The organism is Pantoea sp. SIMBA_079 (genome assembly GCF_046940275.1).
In the GTDB taxonomy this organism is placed as follows: Bacteria; Pseudomonadota; Gammaproteobacteria; order Enterobacterales; family Enterobacteriaceae; genus Pantoea; species Pantoea borealis.
This window is the reverse complement of the sequence record NZ_JAWRYR010000001.1, coordinates 68,233-91,005: the sequence shown is the minus strand read 5'-3', so window position 1 is coordinate 91,005 and position 22,773 is coordinate 68,233. Positions and strand designations below refer to the sequence as shown.

Here is a 22,773-nt window from a genome sequence, read left to right as displayed (position 1 = left end):
AAATTTTTTTGCGTGTCGTTTTCTTTTTAGCTGGCGCATGATGTTAATCATTAATCGCCCCGCTTTCATGGGCTACGCTGTTAGTCTGATTGCGTTATTTTTAGCCACTATTTAACAAATAGGTACTTCCATGTCGACGAAGTTAGTACTGGTTCTGAACTGCGGCAGTTCTTCTCTCAAATTTGCTATCCTCAATCCAGCTACCGGCGATGAGTACCTGTCGGGGCTGGCTGAATGTTTCCACCTGCCGGAAGCACGTATTAAATGGAAGCTGGAAGGCAGTAAGCAGGAAGCCCCACTGGGTGCGGGCGCAGCCCACAGCGAGGCACTGAACTTCATCGTTAACTCTATTCTGGCACAAAAACCAGAGCTTTCGGCACAAATCGCTGCAATCGGTCACCGTATCGTACATGGTGGTGAGCGACTGACCCGGTCCGTCATTATCGACGAAGCGGTGATTCAGGGGATTAAAGATGCCTCGTCATTTGCCCCGCTGCATAATCCGGCCCATCTGATCGGCATTGATGAAGCGATGAAAAACTTCCCGCATCTCTCAGATAAGAATGTGGCGGTTTTCGATACGGCTTTCCATCAGACAATGCCTGAAGAGTCTTATCTCTATGCGCTGCCTTATCATCTCTATCGCGAACATGGCGTACGCCGCTACGGTGCTCACGGCACCAGCCACTACTATGTTACGCAGGAAGCGGCAAAACTGCTGAACAAGCCAGTCAGCGAGCTGAATATCATTACCTGCCATCTTGGCAATGGCGGCTCTGTTTCGGCTATTCGCAACGGCCAGTGTGTTGATACTTCTATGGGCCTGACGCCACTTGAAGGTTTAGTCATGGGCACCCGCAGCGGTGACATCGATCCGGCCATTGTTTTCTTCCTGCACGATGCACTGGGTATGAGCGTTGATGCGATCAACAAGCTGCTGACCAAAGAGTCAGGGCTGCTGGGTCTGACGGAAGTAACCAGCGACTGCCGCTACGTTGAAGATAACTATGCGACTAAAGATGATGCAAAGCGTGCGATGGATGTTTTCTGCCATCGCCTGGCCAAATATATCGGCAGCTATACGGCGCTAATGGATGGTCGCCTGGATGCAGTCATCTTTACCGGCGGTATTGGCGAAAATGCTGCTCTGGTACGCGAACTGGCCCTGGGCAAACTGGGCCTGCTGGGCTTTGACCTTGATCACGAGCGCAATCTGGCTGCCCGCTTTGGCAAATCCGGCTTTATTAATAAAGACGGCACCCGCCCTGCACTCGTCATCCCGACTAATGAAGAGCTGGTGATTGCGCAGGATGCCGCGCGTCTGACGGCCTGATCCCTTTCTTCTCCGTCAGCTCAGGCTGACGGAGCGATTTTGACACCCTGTAACACCGCGAGGTTTTTAACGTGTCACGTACAATTATGCTTATCCCCACCGGCACCAGCGTCGGCCTGACCAGCGTCAGCCTTGGCGTGATCCGCGCAATGGAACGCAAAGGCGTGCGCCTGAGTGTTTTCAAGCCCATTGCTCAGCCGCGCGCCGGTGGTGACAGACCGGACCAGACGACCACCATTATTCGTAAGAACTCCGCTATTCCTGCCGCTGAACCGCTGCAGATGTCACGCGTTGAGTCACTGCTGGGTTCAAACCAGCAGGATGTACTGATGGAAGAGATCATTGCCAACTACCACGCCACGGCCAGAGAAGCAGAGGTGGTGCTGGTCGAAGGTCTGGTGCCGACACGTAAGCATCAGTTCGCTTCGGCGCTCAACTACGAGATCGCCAAAACGCTGAACGCAGAGATTGTTTTTGTGATGGCGCTGGGCAATGACTCGCCGGCTCAGTTAAAAGAGCGTATTGAGCTAAGCCAGAGCAGCTTTGGCGGCAGTAAAAACAAAAACATCACAGGCGTTATCATCAACAAGCTGAATGCTCCGGTTGATGAGCAGGGTCGTACCCGTCCCGATCTGTCAGAGATTTTTGATGACTCCTCTAAAGCCAGCGTAGCCAACATCGACCCGAAACAGCTGTTTGCTAACAGCCCGTTGCCGGTACTGGGCTGTGTGCCGTGGAGCTTTGACCTGATCGCCACACGCGCCATTGATATGTGTCGCCACCTCAATGCGGATATCATCAACGAAGGTGAAATCGAGACGCGTCGCGTTAAATCCGTGACCTTCTGCGCACGCAGCATCCCGCACATGCTGGAGCATTTCCGTCCTGGCTCGCTCCTGGTAACCTCAGCCGATCGCCCTGATGTGCTGGTTGCCGCCTGTCTGGCGGCGATGAACGGGATTGAAATTGGTGCCATTCTGCTGACCGGTGGCTATCAGATTGAAGCGCCTATTGCCCGCCTGTGTGAACGCGCTTTTCAGACTGGCCTGCCGGTATTTATGGTGAAAACCAACACCTGGCAAACTTCGCTGAGCCTGCAGAGCTTCAACCTGGAAGTACCCGCTGATGATACGCAGCGTATTGAAAAAGTGCAGGAGTATGTTGCCGGCTTTATCAACGCCGACTGGGTTGAGTCGCTGACCGCCACTTCCGAGCGCAGTCGTCGCCTGTCGCCTCCTGCTTTCCGCTATCAGCTCACCGAACTTGCACGCAAAGCGGGCAAACGTATTGTACTGCCGGAAGGAGATGAACCGCGCACAGTCAAAGCCGCGGCAATCTGTGCCGAACGCGGCATCGCCACCTGCGTACTGCTGGGAAATCCGGATGAGATCCAGCGCGTGGCTGCAGCTCAGGGCGTAGAGCTGGGCACCGGCATTGAAATTGTCGATCCGGAAGTGGTGCGCGGAAACTATGTGCCGCGCCTGGTTGAGCTGCGTAAAAGCAAAGGCATGACGGAAGTCGTAGCGGAAGAGCAGCTGGAAGACAATGTGGTGCTGGGCACCATGATGCTGGAGAGCGGAGAAGTGGACGGTCTGGTCTCCGGTGCGGTGCATACCACGGCCAATACTATTCGTCCGCCGCTGCAGCTGATCAAAACCGCGCCCGGCAGCTCGCTGGTTTCATCCGTGTTCTTTATGCTGCTGCCGGAACAGGTACTGGTTTATGGCGACTGCGCCATCAACCCGGATCCGAACCCGGAACAGCTGGCCGAAATCGCCATTCAGTCTGCAGATTCCGCCAGCGCCTTTGGTATCGATCCGCGCGTAGCGATGATCTCTTACTCAACCGGCAACTCCGGTGCGGGCAGCGATGTCGAAAAAGTACGTGAAGCCACCCGTATTGCGCAGGAAAAGCGCCCCGATCTGGTCATCGATGGTCCGCTGCAATATGACGCGGCCATTATGGAAGATGTCGCCAGGTCTAAAGCGCCCAATTCGGCGGTTGCCGGACGCGCCACGGTGTTTATTTTCCCGGATCTCAATACCGGTAACACTACGTACAAAGCAGTGCAGCGCTCTGCCGATCTGATCTCTATCGGCCCGATGCTGCAGGGCATGCGTAAACCGGTCAATGACCTGTCACGCGGTGCGCTGGTGGATGATATCGTGTATACCATCGCCCTGACGGCGATTCAGTCGCAGCAGGCGGAAGGGTAATCTCCTCCTTCCCTGCTCAGGTATAAAAAAAGCATGCGCCTGGCGCATGCTTTTTTTCGCCTGTCGCAGATGGAGCCGTCAGCTTTCGCTGTTTTGCTTGCTGCGTGCTGCATCACTGTTGCGGCTCAGCCACAGCGACAGCGCTTTCAGTGAATCGTCGGTGAACTCGTCGCAGCGCGCGGTGATCTCTTCCGGCGTCATCCAGAAAATCTCATCGACTTCGCTCTCCTGCATCGCAAACGGCCCGTGGGAAACACAGCTGAACAGCCCGCCCCAGACGCGACAGTGCTGATCTTCAAAGTAGAACTTACCGTGTTCAGCAAACGGCACCGCCGCGATCCCCAGCTCCTCTTCCGCTTCGCGTCGTGCAGATTCGAGCATCTCTTCTCCGCTCTGGACGACGCCGCCCGCGGTGGCATCCAGCATGCCCGGCATGAAATCTTTAGTCTCTGTGCGACGCTGTACCAGGATCTTGCCCATACCATCATGTACCACGATATAGGTGGCGCGATGGCGCAGACACTGTGCCCGCATCTGTGCCCGGCTGGCCTGCGCAATCACTTCGTTCTCTTCGCTGACGATATCGACCCACTCAATAGCGTCGTCTGCCGTTTGATCCACCATCCGTAACCCTTTTAACGTTTCAGCGTGCGCGGCACGCGTCGTTTTTTATTGCTTTATCAGAATGCGCGTAAGGTAAAGCGTTCTTATCACTGTCGCAAGCGCTTAGCGTGCTTTGCCCGACTCCGGCAGCCTCAGCATGAGCAACAGGGGTGCCACATCTTTACCGACTTTTTCATCTTAAGGCAATAATCTGCTGGTCGGATCTTTGCCTCGCCGGCAGCCGCAATACCACTTTTTCCATTACGCTGCAGGCGCTGTCACACTCACTCTCCGCTTCTCTTCTATGCTCAATGCTGAGCAGATAATCATTTACAGGGAGGCTCACGATGCAATTACTGATTACCGGCGGCACCGGATTAATTGGCCGTCACCTGATCCCGCGGCTGCTGCAGCTCGGGCATCAGGTGAATGTGGTGACGCGTGATGTGGCCGCAGCGCGGGAACACCTGGATGAGCGCGTCAGGCTCTGGTCAGGGCTTAATCAGCAGTCCGACCTTAATGGCATAGAAGGCGTGATTAATCTGGCTGGCGAACCCATCGCCGACAAGCGCTGGAGCGCCAGTCAGAAGCAGCAGCTGTGCGAAAGCCGCTGGCAAATCACCGAACAGCTGGTTTCACTGATTCATGCCAGCAGTACGCCTCCTGCGTTTCTCATCTCCGGTTCCGCCACGGGTTTTTATGGCGACAGCGGCGAGGTCATCGTGACCGAAGAGGATCCCGGCCAGGATGAGTTTACCCATACGCTGTGCGCGCGCTGGGAGCAGCTGGCGCTCAACGCAGAGAGCGATCAGACCCGGGTCTGCCTGCTGCGCACCGGCGTGGTGCTGGCGCGTCAGGGCGGCGCGCTGGAGAAGATGAAGCTGCCCTTCCGCCTTGGCGTGGGCGGGCCGATTGGCAGCGGCAAGCAGTATCTGCCGTGGATCCACATCGATGACATGATTGATGCCATTATCTGGCTGATGGACCATCAGGCACTGCGCGGTCCGTTTAATATGGTTGCTCCCTATCCGGTACGTAACGAACAGTTTGCCGCCACGCTGGGGCAGGTAATGCACCGGCCCGCCTTTATGCGTACGCCGGCGGCCGCGATTAAGCTGATGATGGGGGAGTCGGCGGTGCTGGTGCTGGGCGGACAGCATGTGCTGCCTAAACGGCTGGAGGCGTCAGGTTTTACCTTTCGCTGGTACGATTTACAGCAGGCGCTGCAGGATGTCGCGGGCTGATTAATGCGGGAGCCTGCGCTCCCGCCGCTTCAGGCTATTTCAGTGAGCCTTTCAGGAACTGCTGCAGACGCGGACTCTTTGGATTGCCAAACAGCTCATCAGGCGTCCCCTCTTCCTCAATTTTTCCCTGATGCAGAAAAATCACATGGTTCGAAACGTGGCGGGCAAACTCCATCTCATGCGTGACCACCACCATGGTTTTCCCCTCTTCTGCCAGCTTCTGCATAATACGCAGGACTTCGCCTACCAGCTCGGGGTCGAGCGCTGAAGTCGGTTCATCAAACAGCAGCACTTCCGGTTCCATTGCCAGCGCGCGGGCAATCGAGACGCGCTGCTGCTGGCCGCCAGAGAGGTGTACCGGATACTTTGCCCGCGCGCGCGCATCAATCCCGACTTTATCCAGATACTTGATCGCCCGTTCGCGCGCTTCCGCCTTGCTCAGACCCAGCACCTGAATGGGCGCTTCAGTCACGTTATCCAGCACCGTCATATGGCTCCAGAGATTGAAGTGCTGAAACACCATGGTGAGGCGCGTGCGCAGCGAGCGCAGCTGCTCTTTATTCGCCACTTTCAGCTGGCCGTCGGTATCACGCACCAGCGCAATCTGTTCATTATTAACGGCTATAGCACCTTCGCTCGGTTTTTCGAGGAAGTTAATACAGCGTAAAAAGGTACTTTTCCCGGAGCCGGATGAGCCAATAATGCTGATCACATCGCCGGCATTGGCCCGCAGTGATACGCCTTTCAGAACTTCGTGTTCACCGTAACGCTTGTGCAGTTCGGCAACCTGTAATTTATTTTCAGCCATAGTGATACTCAGTGCGACGAAGAGGGTTTCACATGTGCCAGAAAGCGGCGCTCCGCAAGGCGGAACAGGCTAATCAGCACATAAGAGATAATCAGATAGAGCACGGCAGCGAGCCCAAACGCGGTAAACGGCTGATAAGTGGCCGAGTTGATATCGCGCGCGATTTTCAGCAAATCCGGCACGGTCGCGGTAAACGCCAGCGCGGTAGAGTGCAGCATCAGGATCACTTCATTGCTGTATGCGGGCAGCGCGGTGCGCAGCGCTGACGGCAGAATAATGCAGCGGTAAAGCTTTACGGTCGAAAAACCATAGGCGCGCGCGGCTTCAATTTCACCGTGTGGCACGGCGCGGATAGCGCCCGCAAAAATTTCAGTGGTGTAAGCACAGGTATTCAGCGTAAACGCCAGCAGCGTACAGTTCAGCCCGCTGCGGAAAAACGCATTCAGCAGCTCAGAACCTTTTACCACTTCCAGCGTATACATACCGGAATAGAACACCAGCAGCTGTACATAGAGCGGCGTGCCGCGAAACACATAGGTAAACAGCCAGACCGGTGTTGAGATAAACCGGTTGGGCGAGACGCGGGCGATGGCCAGGATCACGGCCAGGCAGCCGCCGATGACCACAGAAAGGATAAGAAGCCACAGCGTGATGGCCACACCGGTGAAGCGATAACCATCGGTCCAGAGCAGTTGTTTCCAGTACTCCTGAATAATTTCAATCATAATTCTGCCCTTTTTACCCCGACCGAGTAGCGGCGCTCAAGCCACCACAGCACGCCATTGGACAGCGTGGTAAACACCAGATAGATCACCCCTGCCACAATGGCGAAATAGAACGGCTGCCAGGTACTCTTGCCCGCCAGCTGCGTCGCTTTAACCACATCCTCCAGACCCAGCAGTGACACCAGTGCGGTCGCCTTGAGGATCACCTGCCAGTTGTTTCCGATACCGGGCAGCGCGAAACGCATCATGGCCGGAAACAGAATGCGCCGGAACGTCTGGGAGCCGGTAAAACCAAATGCGGTGGCCGCTTCAATCTGTCCCTTTGGCACCGCCAGAAACGCGCCGCGAAAGGTTTCAGTAAAGTATGCGCCATAGATAAAACCGAGCGTGATAATACCGGCCACCATCGGGTCGATATCAAACTGCGTCAGGCCCAGCGCGTCAGTTACCGCGTTGAGCGCAATCTGCAGCCCGTAAAAGATCAGCAGCATCAGCACCAGATCCGGCACGCCACGGATCAGGGTAGTGTACCCTTCCGCGATGATTGCCAGCGGCCGGCTGCGTGACAGTTTGGCACCCGCCCCGAGCAGGCCAAGGATAACCGCCAGCAGCACGGCGCTCAGTGCCAGCTCCAGCGTCACCAGCGTGCCTTTGAGAATGACTTCAGAATAGCCATACAACATGATTTCGATCCTGTCGTGAGAGGAAAATAACACACGCTGCCCGGTAAATAGCGGACAGTCCTGACCAGGGATATGAATCACGGAAGGATAGCGGCAAGCGTATGAACCCCGGGAGTTTACATAAGTAAGCGCCCGGAGTGAATAGTTATGGCCCCGGTTCCTGTCACTCTGCCCGCAGTATCAGGAAACAGGTCAATCAGTCACCGTAGACGTTGAAATCAAAATATTTTTTCGCAATTTTGTCGTAGGTACCATCTTTGCGCATCTCATTGAACGCCTTGTCGATGGCGGCTTTGAGATCGCTGTCATCTTTGCGCAGCCCCATGCCGGTGCCTACACCAAAAATTTTGTCATCTTTAACCGCCGGGCCGGCAAAGGCGTAATTTTTGCCTACCGGCTGCTTCAGGAAGCCTTCGCTCGCCTGCACTTCATCCTGGAATGCGGCGTCAATGCGACCGGCGTTCAGATCCTGATAAACCAGATCCTGATTCGCATACGGTGTCACGGTAACGCCCTTTGGCCGCCAGTATTGATTAGCGTAGGTTTCCTGCGTGGTACCCTGCAGCAGACCGATATTTTTGCCTTTCAGGGAGTCAATCGTTGGCTGCAGCGGAGAGCCTTTTGCCGCCACCAGGCGGGCATTCGCTGCATAAAGTTTTTCCGAGAAGCCAATCTCTTCCTGACGCTTTTCGGTGATTGAGAGCGACGAGATAATGGCATCAATTTTTTTCGCTTTCAGCGACGGGATGAGCGCATCGAAATCACTTTCCACATAGGTACATTTGGTCTGGATACGCTTGCAAATCTCATTGGCAAGGTCGATATCAAAACCTACCAGCTGGCCCTGGGCATTTTTTGACTCAAACGGCGGGTAAGTGGGATCGGTCCCGATGCGCAGCGACTGCGGTACGGCGGCAAAAACGCTGGCGGTGCCGGTCATTGCCAGCAGCAGGGAGAGAGCCAGAACTCGCTTTTTCATAGTTTACCCTCAAGTGACGTGCTTATTGTTATGTGGTGTGATGTGTGTTTTGCGCTGAATAGATTGCAGTTTTCATGCCAGGTCTCAAAGCTGGCGATGCAGCATGCAGGTGCGCTAACGAGCGCGTCGTAACGGGACGCAGACAATTCGTTATGAAGGGAATATAACAGCGGGATGCGGAAGAAAAAGCGAGTTTGCTAACTTTTAGTGCAGATTATGCACGAAGAGTGATCGACACCGCGAATTTGCACATCCATTGTGCAGCGCTCCACGTTTATGCGCCATTCCAGCGCATAAACAGATCTTCCGGCAGCGTAATATCAAACTGATCCACGACGCGATTCACCGTCTGGTCAACCAAATCCTCAATGCGCTGCGGCCGGTGATAAAACGCCGGCACCGGCGGCATTATCATCGCACCCAGTTCAGCCGCCGTGGTCATCATACGCAGATGCCCGACGTGCAGCGGCGTTTCGCGTACGCACAGCACCAGACGACGCTGCTCTTTCAGCACGACATCCGCGGCGCGCGTCAGCAGACTGTCACTGTAGCTGTGTACAATGCCAGAGAGGGTTTTCATTGAGCACGGCAGGATCACCATACCCAGCGTTTTAAACGAGCCGGAAGAGATACTTGCCCCGATATCCCGCACGTCATGCACCACGCTGGCAAGCGCCTGTACATCCCGCACGCTGTAGTCGGTTTCCAGCGCCAGCGTCTGGCGCGCAGCCGGGCTCATCACCAGATGGGTTTCCACTTCGGGCACCGATTGCAGCACCTGCAGCAGCCGCACGCCGTAGATCGCGCCGCTGGCGCCGGAAAGACCAATGATGAGACGTTTCATAACTCTGCCTTACTCTGTTCAGAAGCGGCAATGATAGCCTGCCCCAGGCAAAAATGCGCTGGCGCACGGTGAAAAAGCGCAAAACAGACGGGGCAGGCTTGCGCCTGCCCCGTCTGTCTGCCGGATAAAAGCCCAATCAGCCTTCGTTATGTATCTCCAGCCCTTCCACTTCATTCTGCCGCTGCAGTGCTTTGGCATCGTCGTTGCGCAGTGACTGCAGATATTCCAGGTATTGCTGATCCACATCCTTCGTGACATAGACGCCGTTGAACACAGAGCACTCAAACTGTTCAATGTCCGGATTCTCTTCGCGTACCGCCTCAATCAGATCGTTCAGATCCTGGAAGATCAGCGCGTCAGCCTTGATCAGCTGACGGATCTCTTCCACTTCACGGCCGTGTGCAATCAGCTCAGTGGCGCTGGGCATATCGATACCATAGACGTTCGGAAAACGGATCTCCGGTGCGGCCGATGCAAGGTAAACCCGCTTAGCTCCCGCCTCGCGCGCCATCTCAATAATCTGTTCAGAGGTCGTACCGCGTACGATAGAGTCATCCACCAGCAGCACATTTTTATCGCGGAACTCGGCACGGTTGGCGTTGAGTTTACGGCGAACGGCGCTGCGGCGCAGATGCTGGCCCGGCATAATAAAGGTGCGGCCCACATAGCGGTTTTTCACAAACCCCTGCCGATAAGGCTTATTCAGAATGCGCGCAATTTCCAGCGCGGTATCGGTCGAGGTTTCCGGAATTGGAATGACTACGTCGATATCGAGATCTTCCCACTCACGGGCAATTTTTTCACCGAGCTTGGTGCCCATGCGCACCCGCGCGCTATAGACGGAAATCTTATCCAGGAAAGAGTCCGGGCGGGCAAAATAGACGTATTCAAACAGGCAGGGATTGCTTTTCGGATCCTCAGCGCACTGGCGGGTCGAAAGCTGGCCCTGCTCGGTGATATACACCGCTTCACCTGGCGCAACGTCACGAATGAACTCAAATCCCAGCGTATCCAGCGCCACACTCTCTGAGGCAACCATATACTCCGTGCGGCCATCCTGCATAGCGCGCTTGCCGAGCACCAGCGGGCGAATACCGTTGGGATCGCGAAACGCCACCATGCCGTGTCCGATAATCATCGCCACTACGGCGTAAGCGCCACGCACCTGCTGATGCACTGCCGCTACCGCTGCAAAAATGGTCTCAGCATCCAGTGGGTAGTGCTGAAAACGATCCAGCTCCTGCGCAAAGATGTTGAGCAGGATCTCTGAATCGGAGGTGGTGTTAACGTGACGGCGTCCGGTCTCAAACAGCTGTTTACGCAGCTCGTGCGCATTGGTGAGATTGCCGTTATGCGCCAGCGTAATACCGTAAGGGGAGTTAACGTAAAACGGCTGCGCTTCAGAGGCGCTGGAGCTGCCAGCGGTAGGGTAACGCACGTGGCCGATACCGATATTGCCCTGCAAACGCTGCATGTGGCGCGCTTCAAACACGTCGCTGACCAGGCCATTTGCTTTGCGCAGACGGAAGCAGTTCAGCGCATCGATAGTACAAATGCCGGCGGCATCCTGTCCGCGGTGCTGCAGCACCGTTAACGCGTCATAGATCGACTGGTTTACTGGCATAAAACCGGTGATACCAACAATACCGCACATATTGTCATTTCCTCATTAGCCGCACTCCCGATGGTGTCACCGGGGTAAAAAACTGGACGTGCTTTTCAGGTAATCAAAAAACCACCTGATGATATAACTGAACTGGGGAATGAGCTGAGACTGTTGCCAGTCCGGGCTTTTCGAAAAGCCGGTGAATGTATCAAGGAAGAAAAGAATGGCGGAAACAATCAGCACGCCACGCAACGCCCCGAAACAGACCCCCAACACCCTGTCGGTTCCCGACAAGCCGGTTTTCTCAACCAGCGAGCCGATCACATAGTTCACGATGGCACCCACAATCAGGGTGGCAACGAACAACACCGCAATTGCGATGCCGTTGCGAACCAGTTCGTCGTTAAAACCTGTAAACCAGACTGCCAGGTAGGCGTAGTAATGACTGGCGACAAAAAACGCGCATCCCCAGGTAACAAGAGATAAGGCTTCCCGGACAAACCCGCGAATCAGGCTGACCAGAGCCGAAAAACCAACTACCGCAATAATGACGTAATCAATCCAGATCATGAACGCTTCCAGTACAGTGCTTCGCACCCCTGCATCCAGTTCGGGGCGCATTCTAACAGAAAAAGAAAACGTTTGCGTAGCCTTTTCCCGTTCACAGTGATGAAAAAGGGCGAGGAAAAATAATTTCTTCGCCCGCGACTAATAACAATATTTAATTGACTGATTTAACAGTTAATTTACTACTTTTCCTGCCACTTTAAATGCAATAAGCCACGCCTGTTACTGCTATCGGCGTAGCTTATCAGCCTGTCAGTGCACGCTATAGGGTTTAACCACCCCGCCCAGACCGGAAACGCTCTGAAGTTCGCTCAGCGAACTCTGCAGTTTCGCTTTGGACGCGTCAGGACCGACATAAATACGGGTAATCTGACCCTGCACCGGTGATGACGGCACGGTAAAGGCGCGATAGCCAGAGAGCCGCAGCTTCGCCACAATCTCATCGACTTTCGCCGCATTTTTCAGTGCGCCAAGCTGCACCACATACGCCTGCCCCGCTGGCGCGCTGGCTGGCTTCTGCGTTTCTGCCGGCTTGCTCTGCTCCGCTGCTTTTGGCTGCTCTGCAGGTTTCGGCGTCTCCACCGGCTTCGGCTTCGGTTGTTCCACCGGCTTCGGCCTGCTCTGCTCCACCGTTTTAGGCTTCGTCTGTTCAGCGGGTTTTTGCTGGGTTCGGGGCGGCGTCTGCTGATGCACCGCCGGTGGCGTCACGACGCTCGGCTGGCTGTTCTGCACCGGCTGCGCGCTGCCGCTGACGGCCGGATTTTGTGCTGCCTGGCTGGCCGCTGACTGCTGTGCGGCACCGGCACCTTCCGGCGGCTGCGACGGCAGCGGCTGCGTAACCGGCGGCACCATTTCACTATCCTGCTGATCGTCAGGCTTCGGCACCAGCGGAATCGCTGCAAACTCTTCTTTGTAATGCTTTTTCTTACCGTCCAGCAGGCCTGGCAGCACAATGACGCCAATCGCCACCAGGATCACCGTGCCCACTAACCGATTTTGAAACTTACTCGCCACTGCCGTTCTCCGCTGCCATCAATTCCATAACCTGTGCTACGGTGTGAAACGAACCACACACCAGAATCACATCCTCCCGGCTGGCCTGCGCACGCGCTGCCTGCCACGCCGCATCGACGCTGGCATACGCCGTACCGTGCTCCAGATGTGCAAGCAGCTCTTCCGCCGATGCGCCACGCGGGCCTGCCAGCGGCGCGCAATACCAGTGCGTCACCTGCGGTGCCAGCGCTGCGAGCGTACCGGCGATATCTTTGTCGTGCAGCATACCCGCTACCGCATGAATGCTTTTGCCTGCGGGCAGTGCCGCCAGGCGCGACGCCAGCCAGGCGGCCGCGTGCGGATTGTGCGCCACATCCAGAATCACCTGCGGCGCGTGGCTGACGGTCTGAAAGCGGCCCGCCAGCATTGCCTGCGGCAGATGCGTACGGATGATGGCATCAGAGACATCCAGACCTGACGCCCGTAACGCAGCCAGCGCCGTGGCCGCGTTCGGCAGCGGCACCTGCGGCAGCGGCAGATCGCGCAGTTCACCCTGCGCATCCTGCAGCATCCAGCTATCATCAGAGCGCTGCCACTGCCAGTCGCGATTGATCTGGTGCAGCACGGCACCGGTTTCTGCGGCAACGGCGGCGATGGTTGCCGGCATCTCCGCTTCGCCTACTATGGCAGGTTTGCCGGCGCGGAAAATACCTGCTTTTTCCCGCCCGATACTCTCGCGGTCGGGGCCAAGCCAGTCTGTGTGATCGAGTGCGATACTGGTGATCACTGCGACATCAGTATCAACAATGTTGGTGGCATCAAGACGGCCACCCAGTCCGACTTCGAGGATCACCACGTCAAGGTTCGCCTGGCGGAACAGGTTAAGCGCAGAGAGCGTGCCAAATTCAAAATAGGTCAGCGAGGTATCACCGCGCCCCGCTTCGATTTCAGCAAAGCTGGCGCTGTGCTGCGCCTCTGGCAGCTCCGCGCCCTGTACGCGCACGCGCTCGGTGTAGCGCACCAGATGGGGCGAACTGTAAACGCCTGTGCGGTAGCCTGCTGCCATCAGCAGCGTTTCCAGCATGCGGCAGGTGGTGCCTTTGCCGTTGGTTCCGGCAACGGTGAAGATAAAGGGAGCAGGTTTCAGCAGGTCAAGCTGCGCGGCAACGCGCTGAATACGATCCAGACCCAGTTCAATCGCCTGTGAGTGAAGATGCTCAAGATAGTGAAGCCACGTGGCCAGCGGCGACGTGCCCTGAGGAGGCTGATGCGTGTTCATGAGTCCCGTCTGTTGCGTGGTACAGCTCATCGTTCAGCGCAGCGGCGGAAAGAGAGGCCTGCGCGCGGCTGATGGCTATCAACAGGCAGGCACCGGCACAGCTGCTCACTGAAAATGGGATGTACGGAATGAAAGTAAAAAGGCGCATCGCTGCGCCTTTCGGTTGCCTGTCAGGCGTCGTTGCTTTCTGGTTCCACCACCACTGGCGGTTCGCCATCCAGCTGCGGAGCCGGCAGGTTCATCATTTTTGCCAGCAGGCTGGCCAGCTTAAAGCGCATTTCCGGACGACGGATGATCATGTCGATCGCGCCTTTTTCAATCAGAAATTCACTGCGCTGGAAGCCCGGCGGCAGCTTTTCACGTACCGTCTGCTCAATCACGCGTGGACCGGCAAAACCGATTAGCGCTTTTGGTTCTGCCACGTTGAGATCGCCCAGCATCGCAAAGCTGGCAGAGACGCCGCCCATGGTCGGATCGGTCAGCACGGAGATATAAGGCAGACCGCGTTCCTGCATTTTCGCCAGCGCCGCGCTGGTTTTTGCCATCTGCATCAGCGACTGCAGCGCTTCCTGCATACGCGCTCCGCCGCTGGCAGAGAAGCAGATCAGCGGGCAGTTATCTTCCAGCGCCTGCTCTACGGCACGCACAAAGCGTGCGCCCACTACCGAGCCCATTGAGCCGCCCATAAAGGCAAACTCAAATGCTGCTGCAACAACCGGCATGCCGTGCAGCTGGCCTTTCATGACGATCAGCGCATCTTTTTCGCCGGTGTCTTTCTGGGCCGCTACCAGACGATCCTTATACTTTTTGGAGTCGCGGAACTTGAGCAGATCTTTTGGCTCCAGCTCGCTTCCCAGCTCAACCATCGATCCTTCATCCATCAGGCTATGCAGACGCTCGCGCGCATGCATACGCATGTGGTGGTCGCACTTCGGGCAGACCTCAAGGTTGCGCTCCAGCTCGGCGCGGTAGAGCACCTGACCACAGCTGTCACACTTGGTCCACACCCCTTCCGGGATGCTGGCTTTGCGCGTAGGCGTCGTGGTGCTTTTATTCAGTATGCGTTCAATCCAGCTCATTGATGACCTTTCTGTTTAATGCTGACCTGGTCCAGTCTTTTCGTTACTGCTGAAATCACCTTCAGCAGGCCGTAAATGTCGCTCATTAAACCACAACCTGTTCACGCTGTGGATAAAAATATGGCGGCGCGCTTACTGCGATTTCTGCTGACGCGCCTGACGGCGATGGCGCCATACTTCAATCACGCCTGGCAGTACCGATACCACGATAATGCCGACAATCAGCAGTTTGAGATTCTCCTGTACCACCGGCAGATCGCCAAACAGATAGCCGGCATAGGAGAACAGCAGCACCCATAACAGCGCGCCCGTGACGTTGAAGAGCGCAAAGTGGCGATAGGACATGTGCCCCATACCCGCCACGAAGGGGGCAAAGGTTCGCACGATTGGCACAAAGCGCGCAAGTATAATGGTTTTGCCGCCGTGACGATCGTAGAACGCATGGGTTTTATCAAGATAGCTGCGGCGGAAGATTTTTGACTGCGGATTACTGAAGAGTTTCTCACCGAACAGACGGCCAATGGTGTAGTTCACCGCATCGCCGAGAATGGCGGCGATAACCAGCAGCGTGACCATCAGATGCACGTTTAAATCGTTGCCCGGTAATGCAGCAAGTGCGCCTGCCACAAACAGCAGCGAATCACCCGGCAGAAATGGCGTCACCACCAGGCCAGTCTCGCAAAACAGGATCAGGAACAGGATGGCGTAGATCCAGATGCCATACTGCGCCACCAGTTCGGCCAGGTGCACATCAATGTGCAGAATAAAATCGACAACAAAATGGATAAACTCCATACCAGCTAACTCCCTGACACCCTATGGTTAAAAATTAATCTGCGAGGAATAGTGGTCCCGGCGCAGGCTGTGGTAACGCAAAATGCGATGGGTAATCCACCGCTACCAGATATAACCCTTCTGCTTTGGCGGTTGCCGCTGCCAGCGTGCGATCTTTCGCCGCCAGCAGATCTGCTATCCAGCTCTCCGGCTGATTGCCGTTGCCGACTTCTATCAGGCTGCCAACGATGTTACGCACCATATGGTGCACAAAAGCATTAGCTTTAATATCGACAATGACAAACGCGCCCTGCCGCGTCACGTTCAGATGCATCACGTTGCGCCACGGCGTGCGCGACTGACACTGCACGGCACGAAACGAGGTAAAATCATTCTCGCCCAGCAGATGCTGGCCGGCACGCTGCATCTTCTCTGCATCAAGCGGATGGTAGTAGTGCGTCAGCCCGTTGCCCAGAATAGCCGGGCGCAGCCGCTGGTTATAAATCACATAGCGGTAGCGTCGCGCGGTCGCGCTGAAGCGCGCGTGAAAGCTCTCCGGCACCGCTTTTACCCAGCGTACGGCGATATCATCCGGCAGATTGGCATTGACCCCCAGCGTCCAGGCGCTGTCAGCGCGCCGGGAAGTGGTTTCAAAATGCACTACCTGACCGGTGCCGTGTACACCTGCGTCGGTACGCCCGGCACAAAAAACGCTGACGTCATGGTTCGCTACTTTCGCCAGCGCTTTCTCCAGCTTCTCCTGCACGCTGCGTACTTCATTTTGCCGCTGCCAGCCATAGTAGCGGCTGCCGTCATACTCAATGCCCAGCGCCAGCTTCAGGGTTGTCGCCTCCGCCTGCATCAGTAGAAATACTCCTGCACCAGCTTCTCCGCCGTTTTCACTGCCATCAGCGCGCCGCCAAAGCGTACGTTATCCGCCACCGACCAGAACTGCAGCAGCTCCGGAACGCCGTAGTCGTTGCGCAGGCTGCCAATGCTCAGCACTTCATTACCGGAGGCATCACCAACCTGCGTCGGGTAATCCCCCTCTTCGCTCAGGCTGATATCTTCCGCACGCGCCAGTTCATCACGCGCCTCTTCGGCAGAGAGCGGACGCAGATTTTCCAGATAAACGATTTGCGCATTACCGTAAAACACCGGCGCCTGCACGCTGCTGACGGCAATCGGCAGTCCCTCATCCTGCAGTACTTTACGCACCTGCTCCACGACGCGACGTTCACTTGCCACGCTGCCGCTGCTGTCTGCCTGCTGCGGCAGCAGGTTAAATGCCAGCTGACGGCCAAAATAGTGTTCGTCAGGCGGAATGCCATTCAGCAGGCGCGCACTCTCGCCTGCCAGTCCATCCACGGCAGCTTTGCCCTGGCTGGATACCGACAGCAGGTTTGTTACCTGAATGCGGCTCAGCCCGGCGGTTTCAACCAGTGGCTTGATGGCGCATAACAGCTGGCTTACCAGCGCATCTGCCACGCTGATGATATTGCGGTTACGGTAGTCCGCCAGTACCTGCGGGTTCACATCCGGTACCACCAGCGGCACATCCGGCTCCAGCGCGAACAGATCGCTGCTGTCGATCACCAGGCATCCCTGGCTCGCCGCCTCTTCTGCGTAGCGGGCTGACGCCTCGCGACCGGCGGTGAAAAACGCCAGCTGCGCCTGGGTCCAGTCGAACTCAGCCGCATCCTGTACGCGCACCGAACGGCCGGCAAAACGCAGTGTTTCACCCGCGCTGTTTTCGCTTGCCAGCAGATGGATCTCACCAACCGGGAACTGGCGTTCCGCCAGCAGTTCCAGTACAGCGTTTCCTGTAGCGCCTGTTGCGCCCAGTAGCGCAATATTCCAGCCGTCAGACATGTTGGTTTACTCCAGACAATGACATAAAAACAGAAGGCGGTAATGATACCGCCTCATAATTCAGATTCGTTCCCGCTGTGCGCCGTGGCGCATCATTCCGGGAGAGAGGATGGCTGCCCCTGCAGGCTGACGCGAAAGCCCAGCTGCTTCAGCATGCTGGCGCTGGCAGCGTTGTCGCAGATCACCTGCAGCGAAGACCACTCACGGCGCTCTTCATACTGCCGGCGCAGCCGGTCAAACTCGCCCGGCTGGCCTGCTGCTTTACGCAGCGGCGCGTCGTCGCGGCGCACATCATACACCAGGTGTGCCAGTCGTTTCAGCGTTGCCTGATCGAGTTCACCGTGCAGCGTGATGCTGCTGAACTCCGGCGGCGGCAGCAGACTCTCCAGCGCCACCTGCTGCGGCTGGCCGATAAACGCGCTCCAGGCTTCAAAGACCTGCGTCGTGCCACGCGCTTTACCCTCCAGCGTGTAGCCTGCGATATGGGCGGTGGCGATATCCACGCGCGCCAGTAAATCGAGACTGAGATCGGGTTCCGGCTCCCATACATCCAGTACCACGCGCAGATCGCCACGTATTTTCAGCACTTCCAGCAGCGCAGCGTTGTCAACCACCGGACCGCGGCAGGCGTTAATCAGAATGGTATCGGGCCGCAGCGCCATCAGCAGCGCCGCATCCGCCAGGTGCCAGCTTTTATAGCGCCCTTCCTTATTCAGCGGCGTATGAAAAGTCAGGATATCCGCCTGTGCCACCAACGTTTCCAGCGTATGAAACGGCCCGGTATCGCCACGATCGGCACGGGGCGGATCGCACAGCAGCGTTTTAACGCCCCAGGCTTCCAGTCGCGCCTGCAGACGGCTGCCGACGTTACCAACGCCCACAATGCCCACGGTGCGATCGCGCAGCGCAAAGCCGTCACGTTCAGCCAGCAGCAGCAGCGCAGAGAAGACATATTCCACCACGGCGATAGCGTTGCAGCCTGGTGCGGCAGAGAAGCCGATGCCGGCTGCCTGTAGCGAGGCCTGATCCACGTGATCGGTGCCCGCGGTGGCGGTGCCGACAAATTTTACCGGCGTGTCCGCCAGCAGCGCCGCACTAACCGGGGTCACTGAACGCACCATCAGCGCACTGGCATCACGCAGTTCCGCTTCCGGCAGCGGACGGCCCGGTACGGCAACCACCTCACCGGTACGGCTGAAGAGTTCGCGGGCATAGGGCATGTTTTCATCAACGAGAATTTTCACGGCGGAAGTCCTGTCTGCGGGAAATGAACGCCGGCTAGTGTGCCACAAAGCCGCCGGTTAGCCTAACCGGCTGCGATAACGTTCCGGAGAGGTACCTGACTGCTGCTGAAACATGACAATCAGCGCCGAGGCAGAGCTATAGCCGAGTTCATGGGCGATAGCCTGTACGCTCATGCCCTGCTCCAGCAGCGCAAGCGTGCGCAGGAAACGCAGCCGCTGCCGCCACTCGCTAAAGGACATTTTCAGCTGCTGCTGACAGCGCCGCGCCAGCGTGCGTTCGGTGGTAAACACGCGCTGCGCCCACTGCGCCAGCGTGGTGTTGTCGCCGGGATTTGCCTCCAGCGCACGCAGCACCGGTGCAAGAAATTTATCCTCTGAGGCGGGCAGATAGCTGGTATGCACGGGTGCCTGGCGCAGACGATCCAGCAGCACGTCACACAGGCGCCACTCCGCCTCGCTCTGCGGCTGCGCCAGCGCGCGCTGCGCAAACTCATTCATAATGGCGTGCGTAATGGCATCTGCCGTCAGCAGGCAGGGGCGATCCGGCAGGCCGTTACAGAGTTCTGCCGCCAGATTCAGGGTGCGAAACTGTGCCTGACAGTGGTTATAGCTGCTGTGACGCTGGCCGGGGGGGATCCATACCGGCATCTCGGCCGGTGCCAGCAAACGTTCCCCTTCAATATCCAGCTCCAGTACATGACGGGTGACAAAAATTGCCTGCCCCCACGCATGCTGATGCGGCAGATATTCGGTGCGCGCATGCGTCTGCTCATAACGCATAAAAATGCGCGGGGCGTCAGCCGGCGGGCAATAGGCAACCTGAATAGTCATTCTGTCCGGTCATTAACAAATTTTGTCCGATTTTAACTATCTGTTTTAAACCGGTCAAACGTATGCTGGCGGCACATTTTTACGGAGCCTGTTATGAACCTGCTGTTCCCGCTCATTGCGGTGCTGATCTGGTCGATCAACACCATTGTCAGCAAACTCTCGGCTGACGCTATCGATCCTGCTGCGATCTCTTTTTATCGCTGGCTGCTGGCGCTGCTGGTGCTGACCCCGTTCTGCCTGCCCGGCGTATGGCGGCACCGGCGCACAATAAAAAGTCACCTCGGTCAACTGCTGCTGCTGGGGCTGCTTGGCATGGTGCTCTACCAGAGCCTTGCCTACTATGCGGCACACAGCGTGTCGGCGGTGATGATGGGCATACTGGGGGCCACCATTCCGCTGCTGACGATTCTGCTCAGCCTGCTGGTGCTGCGTCTGGCCCCCACGCGCGGTATTCTGCTGGGCGGGATTCTCTCGTTTATCGGGCTGGTCTGGCTGGTCAGCGCCGGCAATCCGGCCCAGCTGCTGGCGCAGCGACCCGGCAATGGCGAAGTCATGATGCTGGCGGCCTCCACCTCTTATGCACTCTATGGCGTACTAACCAAACGCTGGGCGATCCCGCTCCCCACCTGGCAAAGCCTCTATGTGCAGATTTTCTTCGGTGTTGTGCTGCTGCTGCCGGGCTTTCTGCTCGCGCCGGAGGTCGCGCTGACGCAGCAGAACCTGCCGCTGGTGCTGTTTGCCGGGCTGTTTGCCTCGATCGTGGCGCCCTTTTTGTGGATCCTTGGCGTGCAGCGGCTGGGTGCCAGCACCACCAGTATCTTTATGAACGTGGTGCCGGTATTTACAGCGCTTATTGCGGTGCTGTTTCTGCATGAGCAGCTGCACAGCTATCACTGGATTGGCGGCGGTATTACGCTTACCGGCGTGATCCTGGCGCAGCGGCTGAAGACGCCGCTGCGCCAGCCGGCCATCAGGGAAAGCTGACGGTGACCCGCAGTCCGCCCAGCTGCGGGCTGCGATCGAGACGCAGCCGCGCGCCGTGCCAGGCGCAGATATCTTTCACCAGCGCCAGCCCGATACCCGCACCAGGCTGCCCGCTGGGATCGAGACGTGCAAACGGCTGGAGCGCCTGCTGCTGCTGCGCAGCGTCTATACCGGGGCCGCTGTCTTCAATCTCCAGCTGATGTCCCTGCAGCCGCGCCGTTACCGTTCCCTGCGCCGGCGTATATTTAATCGCATTATCCAGCAGGTTGGCGCACAGTTCAGCCAGCAGCAGTGCGTCTCCCTGTACGCGACACGTCTCTTCGTCCTCGAAACCTAAATCAATCTGCTTGTGCCGCGCGGCGGTATAGCCGCTCAGGCACGCCTGCTGCACAATCTGACTGAGATCAACGCGGGTAAAGGGTTTATCTTCGCCGTGGCGCGCCTTGATCTGCGCCAGCTGCAGCAGCCGGTCAGTCAGCTCTACGGTATCGTTCAGCGTGTGGCGCATGCCCTGCAGGCTCTCACGCCACTGCTGCGGATCGTCACTGCTGAGCGCCACGCTGACCTGAGTTTTCAGAATGGTCAGCGGCGTACGCAGCTGGTGCGACACATCGGCGCTGAAGCGCTCCTGCCGCGCCAGCAGCCCGCGCAGCCGCTCCAGATGCCGGTTAAATGCCACAATCAGCGGCTGCAGCTCTGACCAGGGCACCAGCGACGGCAAGGGCGTCAGCTCCCCTGGCGCACGGCGCAGCATAATCCGCGACAGCCGGCGCAGCGGCCGCAGCACCCGGCGCAGCAGCATCCCCGCCAGCAGCAGCGTGATCAGCACCAGGAAACTCTGGCTGATCAGCGCCGTACGCAGCAGGCTGTCGGCAAAGGCGTGCCGGGAGTTCAGCGTTTCCGCCACCAGCACCAGCGCCATGCCTTCTACCCCCTCTTCATTCACCGGCTGCCATAGCGCCGCCACCCGAATCGGCTGCCTGCGGTAATGCGCATCATAAAAATGCACCAGCGCCGGGTATGCATCAGAGAGCGGCGCGTTACGCGGCAGCAGCGGCAGATCGGGATAGCCGGAGAGCGTATTTCCCTGCGGGGAAATAACCTGATAGAAGAGCTGGTCGTTCATATTACGCTCAAAACTGTCCAGCACTACCCAGGGCACATCAACCTCCAGATGGCGCTGACGTACCACCAGCCTTTCCGCCACGGTACGGGCTGACGCCAGCAGTGAACGGTCGTAGGCCTGGTTTGCTGCCTGCAGCGCGCTCTGATAATGGGTATAGACCGAGAGCGCCCACAGCAGCAGCAGCGGTACGCCCAGCCACAGCAGCAGTTCACCGCGCAGCGAGTGCATCAGTCGCACGGCTGCTGCTCCAGGCTGTAGCCGAGCCCGCGCAGGGTCACAATCACCACGTCGCTGCCGGAGAGCTTTTTGCGCACCCGATGCACATAAAGCTCAATGCTCTCCGGGCTGGCGTCATCGGCCAGGGTAAACGTCTGCTCATAGAGGTGCTGACGCGATACCGGTCGCCCCGGCCGCTGCATCAGCGTCGAGAGCACGCTCGATTCGCGCGGCGTCAGCGATAGCGGCTTCTGGTTCAGCAGGAAGTAACCTTCGCTGTCGCGTTCCAGCTGTCCGAGCCGCTGCGTCTGCGCCGTCTGCCCGTGGCTGCGGCGCAGCAGCGCGCGCAGCCGCGCATCCAGCTCATCCAGCTCAAACGGCTTGGTCAGGTAGTCGTCGGCGCCGCCGTTTAAGCCCTGTACCCGCTGCGCCAGCGTACTTTGTGCCGTCAGCAGCAGCACCGGCACGTTCTGTCCGCGTTTGCGCAGCCGGGCCAGTACTGCCAGGCCATCCAGCCGTGGCAGTGACACATCCAGCACCACCAGCGCGTAGTCCTCACTTTGTAATATATGATCGGCGGCCAGCCCGTCCGCGACCCAGTCGACAGCAAACCCTTTTTGCGTGAGCGCCTTTTGCAGCCATGAGGCCAGTTCAGTGGTGTCTTCCACCAGTAAGAGACGCATATCACATCCTGTCATTTTTGCTGATGGCTGAAAGGTAAATGAAAGGTTGCTGTTTTAACAATTCAGCAACCACGAATGTTCGGT

General features: G+C 57.5%; 22 protein-coding genes. 4 read left to right on the top strand and 18 right to left on the bottom strand.

What is annotated here, in order from left to right:
- Nucleotides 1–130: 130 nt before the first annotated feature.
- Entirely contained in the window at nt 131–1,333 is a 1,203-nt protein-coding gene (ackA, locus tag SB719_RS00460) for an acetate kinase (protein ID WP_065648828.1), read from the top strand.
- A gap of 71 nt (nt 1,334–1,404) precedes the next feature.
- The gene (gene pta, locus SB719_RS00455; protein ID WP_292976226.1) at nt 1,405–3,549 is read left to right on the top strand and encodes a phosphate acetyltransferase; all 2,145 of its coding nucleotides are present in this window, start codon (nt 1,405–1,407) and stop codon (nt 3,547–3,549) included.
- Between the two features lie 78 nt (nt 3,550–3,627).
- Here the strand turns inward: pta and yfcD are convergent, their stop codons facing one another.
- A complete protein-coding gene (gene yfcD, locus SB719_RS00450; RefSeq protein WP_039379079.1) occupies nt 3,628–4,173 on the bottom strand; it encodes an NUDIX hydrolase YfcD in 546 nt (181 codons plus the stop codon).
- A 326-nt stretch (nt 4,174–4,499) separates the two neighbouring features.
- Between yfcD and SB719_RS00445 the strand changes: the two genes are divergently transcribed.
- Entirely contained in the window at nt 4,500–5,396 is an 897-nt protein-coding gene (locus SB719_RS00445) for a TIGR01777 family oxidoreductase (RefSeq protein ID WP_065648826.1), read from the top strand.
- Nucleotides 5,397–5,430: 34 nt separating this feature from the next.
- On the opposite strand, the gene hisP is transcribed toward SB719_RS00445, so the two are convergent.
- The 15 genes from hisP to SB719_RS00370 all read right to left on the bottom strand — a co-directional run bounded on the left by hisP (nt 5,431) and on the right by SB719_RS00370 (nt 19,680).
- Nucleotides 5,431–6,204 carry a histidine ABC transporter ATP-binding protein HisP gene (gene hisP / locus SB719_RS00440; RefSeq protein ID WP_039379092.1) on the bottom strand — a complete coding sequence of 258 codons (774 nt, stop codon included), beginning with the start codon at nt 6,202–6,204 and terminating at the stop codon, nt 5,431–5,433.
- Nucleotides 6,205–6,212: 8 nt separating this feature from the next.
- Nucleotides 6,213–6,929: an ABC transporter permease gene (locus SB719_RS00435; RefSeq protein ID WP_065648825.1), complete on the bottom strand. Its 717-nt coding sequence runs from the start codon at nt 6,927–6,929 to the stop codon at nt 6,213–6,215.
- Nucleotides 6,926–7,612, bottom strand: coding sequence for a histidine ABC transporter permease HisQ (locus SB719_RS00430; protein ID WP_065648824.1), 687 nt, complete (start codon nt 7,610–7,612; stop codon nt 6,926–6,928). Before SB719_RS00430 ends, SB719_RS00435 begins: the two co-directional genes overlap by 4 nt.
- A gap of 196 nt (nt 7,613–7,808) precedes the next feature.
- Complete coding sequence (argT, locus tag SB719_RS00425) at nt 7,809–8,591, bottom strand: lysine/arginine/ornithine ABC transporter substrate-binding protein ArgT (protein ID WP_065648823.1); 783 nt, start codon at nt 8,589–8,591, stop codon at nt 7,809–7,811.
- Nucleotides 8,592–8,865: 274 nt separating this feature from the next.
- Complete coding sequence (locus tag SB719_RS00420; protein WP_065648822.1) at nt 8,866–9,435, bottom strand: UbiX family flavin prenyltransferase; 570 nt, start codon at nt 9,433–9,435, stop codon at nt 8,866–8,868.
- 136 nt (nt 9,436–9,571) lie between these two features.
- Nucleotides 9,572–11,089, bottom strand: coding sequence for an amidophosphoribosyltransferase (gene purF, locus SB719_RS00415; RefSeq protein ID WP_065648821.1), 1,518 nt, complete (start codon nt 11,087–11,089; stop codon nt 9,572–9,574).
- A 36-nt stretch (nt 11,090–11,125) separates the two neighbouring features.
- Nucleotides 11,126–11,611: a colicin V production protein gene (cvpA, locus tag SB719_RS00410; RefSeq protein WP_039379104.1), complete on the bottom strand. Its 486-nt coding sequence runs from the start codon at nt 11,609–11,611 to the stop codon at nt 11,126–11,128.
- Between the two features lie 249 nt (nt 11,612–11,860).
- Nucleotides 11,861–12,622: a cell division protein DedD gene (dedD, locus tag SB719_RS00405; RefSeq protein WP_065648820.1), complete on the bottom strand. Its 762-nt coding sequence runs from the start codon at nt 12,620–12,622 to the stop codon at nt 11,861–11,863.
- Nucleotides 12,612–13,880 (bottom strand): bifunctional tetrahydrofolate synthase/dihydrofolate synthase, encoded by a 1,269-nt coding sequence (gene folC, locus SB719_RS00400; RefSeq protein ID WP_304235269.1) that lies wholly within the window; start codon nt 13,878–13,880, stop codon nt 12,612–12,614. The genes dedD and folC overlap by 11 nt, the downstream gene beginning before the upstream one ends.
- Nucleotides 13,881–14,050: 170 nt before the next feature.
- Nucleotides 14,051–14,959: an acetyl-CoA carboxylase, carboxyltransferase subunit beta gene (gene accD, locus SB719_RS00395; protein ID WP_039379111.1), complete on the bottom strand. Its 909-nt coding sequence runs from the start codon at nt 14,957–14,959 to the stop codon at nt 14,051–14,053.
- A gap of 132 nt (nt 14,960–15,091) precedes the next feature.
- Nucleotides 15,092–15,754: a DedA family protein gene (locus SB719_RS00390; RefSeq protein WP_065648818.1), complete on the bottom strand. Its 663-nt coding sequence runs from the start codon at nt 15,752–15,754 to the stop codon at nt 15,092–15,094.
- A gap of 34 nt (nt 15,755–15,788) precedes the next feature.
- Nucleotides 15,789–16,595, bottom strand: coding sequence for a tRNA pseudouridine(38-40) synthase TruA (gene truA / locus SB719_RS00385; protein WP_292976209.1), 807 nt, complete (start codon nt 16,593–16,595; stop codon nt 15,789–15,791).
- Complete coding sequence (locus tag SB719_RS00380; protein ID WP_304235274.1) at nt 16,595–17,605, bottom strand: aspartate-semialdehyde dehydrogenase; 1,011 nt, start codon at nt 17,603–17,605, stop codon at nt 16,595–16,597. The genes truA and SB719_RS00380 overlap by 1 nt, the downstream gene beginning before the upstream one ends.
- A 92-nt stretch (nt 17,606–17,697) precedes the next feature.
- Nucleotides 17,698–18,849: a 4-phosphoerythronate dehydrogenase PdxB gene (gene pdxB, locus SB719_RS00375; RefSeq protein ID WP_304235276.1), complete on the bottom strand. Its 1,152-nt coding sequence runs from the start codon at nt 18,847–18,849 to the stop codon at nt 17,698–17,700.
- Nucleotides 18,850–18,906: 57 nt separating this feature from the next.
- Nucleotides 18,907–19,680, bottom strand: coding sequence for an AraC family transcriptional regulator (locus SB719_RS00370; protein ID WP_292976203.1), 774 nt, complete (start codon nt 19,678–19,680; stop codon nt 18,907–18,909).
- 93 nt (nt 19,681–19,773) lie between these two features.
- On the opposite strand from SB719_RS00370, the gene SB719_RS00365 reads away from it, so the two are divergent.
- Nucleotides 19,774–20,664 carry a DMT family transporter gene (locus SB719_RS00365; protein ID WP_292976200.1) on the top strand — a complete coding sequence of 297 codons (891 nt, stop codon included), beginning with the start codon at nt 19,774–19,776 and terminating at the stop codon, nt 20,662–20,664.
- Here the strand turns inward: SB719_RS00365 and SB719_RS00360 are convergent.
- On the bottom strand, nt 20,651–22,027 hold the full coding sequence (locus tag SB719_RS00360; RefSeq protein ID WP_314687692.1) for a sensor histidine kinase: 1,377 nt from the start codon (nt 22,025–22,027) through the stop codon (nt 20,651–20,653). The two genes, SB719_RS00365 and SB719_RS00360, sit on opposite strands and share 14 nt — an antisense overlap.
- Nucleotides 22,018–22,689, bottom strand: coding sequence for a transcriptional regulator TctD (gene tctD, locus SB719_RS00355; protein WP_065648811.1), 672 nt, complete (start codon nt 22,687–22,689; stop codon nt 22,018–22,020). The genes SB719_RS00360 and tctD overlap by 10 nt, the downstream gene beginning before the upstream one ends.
- Nucleotides 22,690–22,773 lie beyond the last annotated feature (84 nt).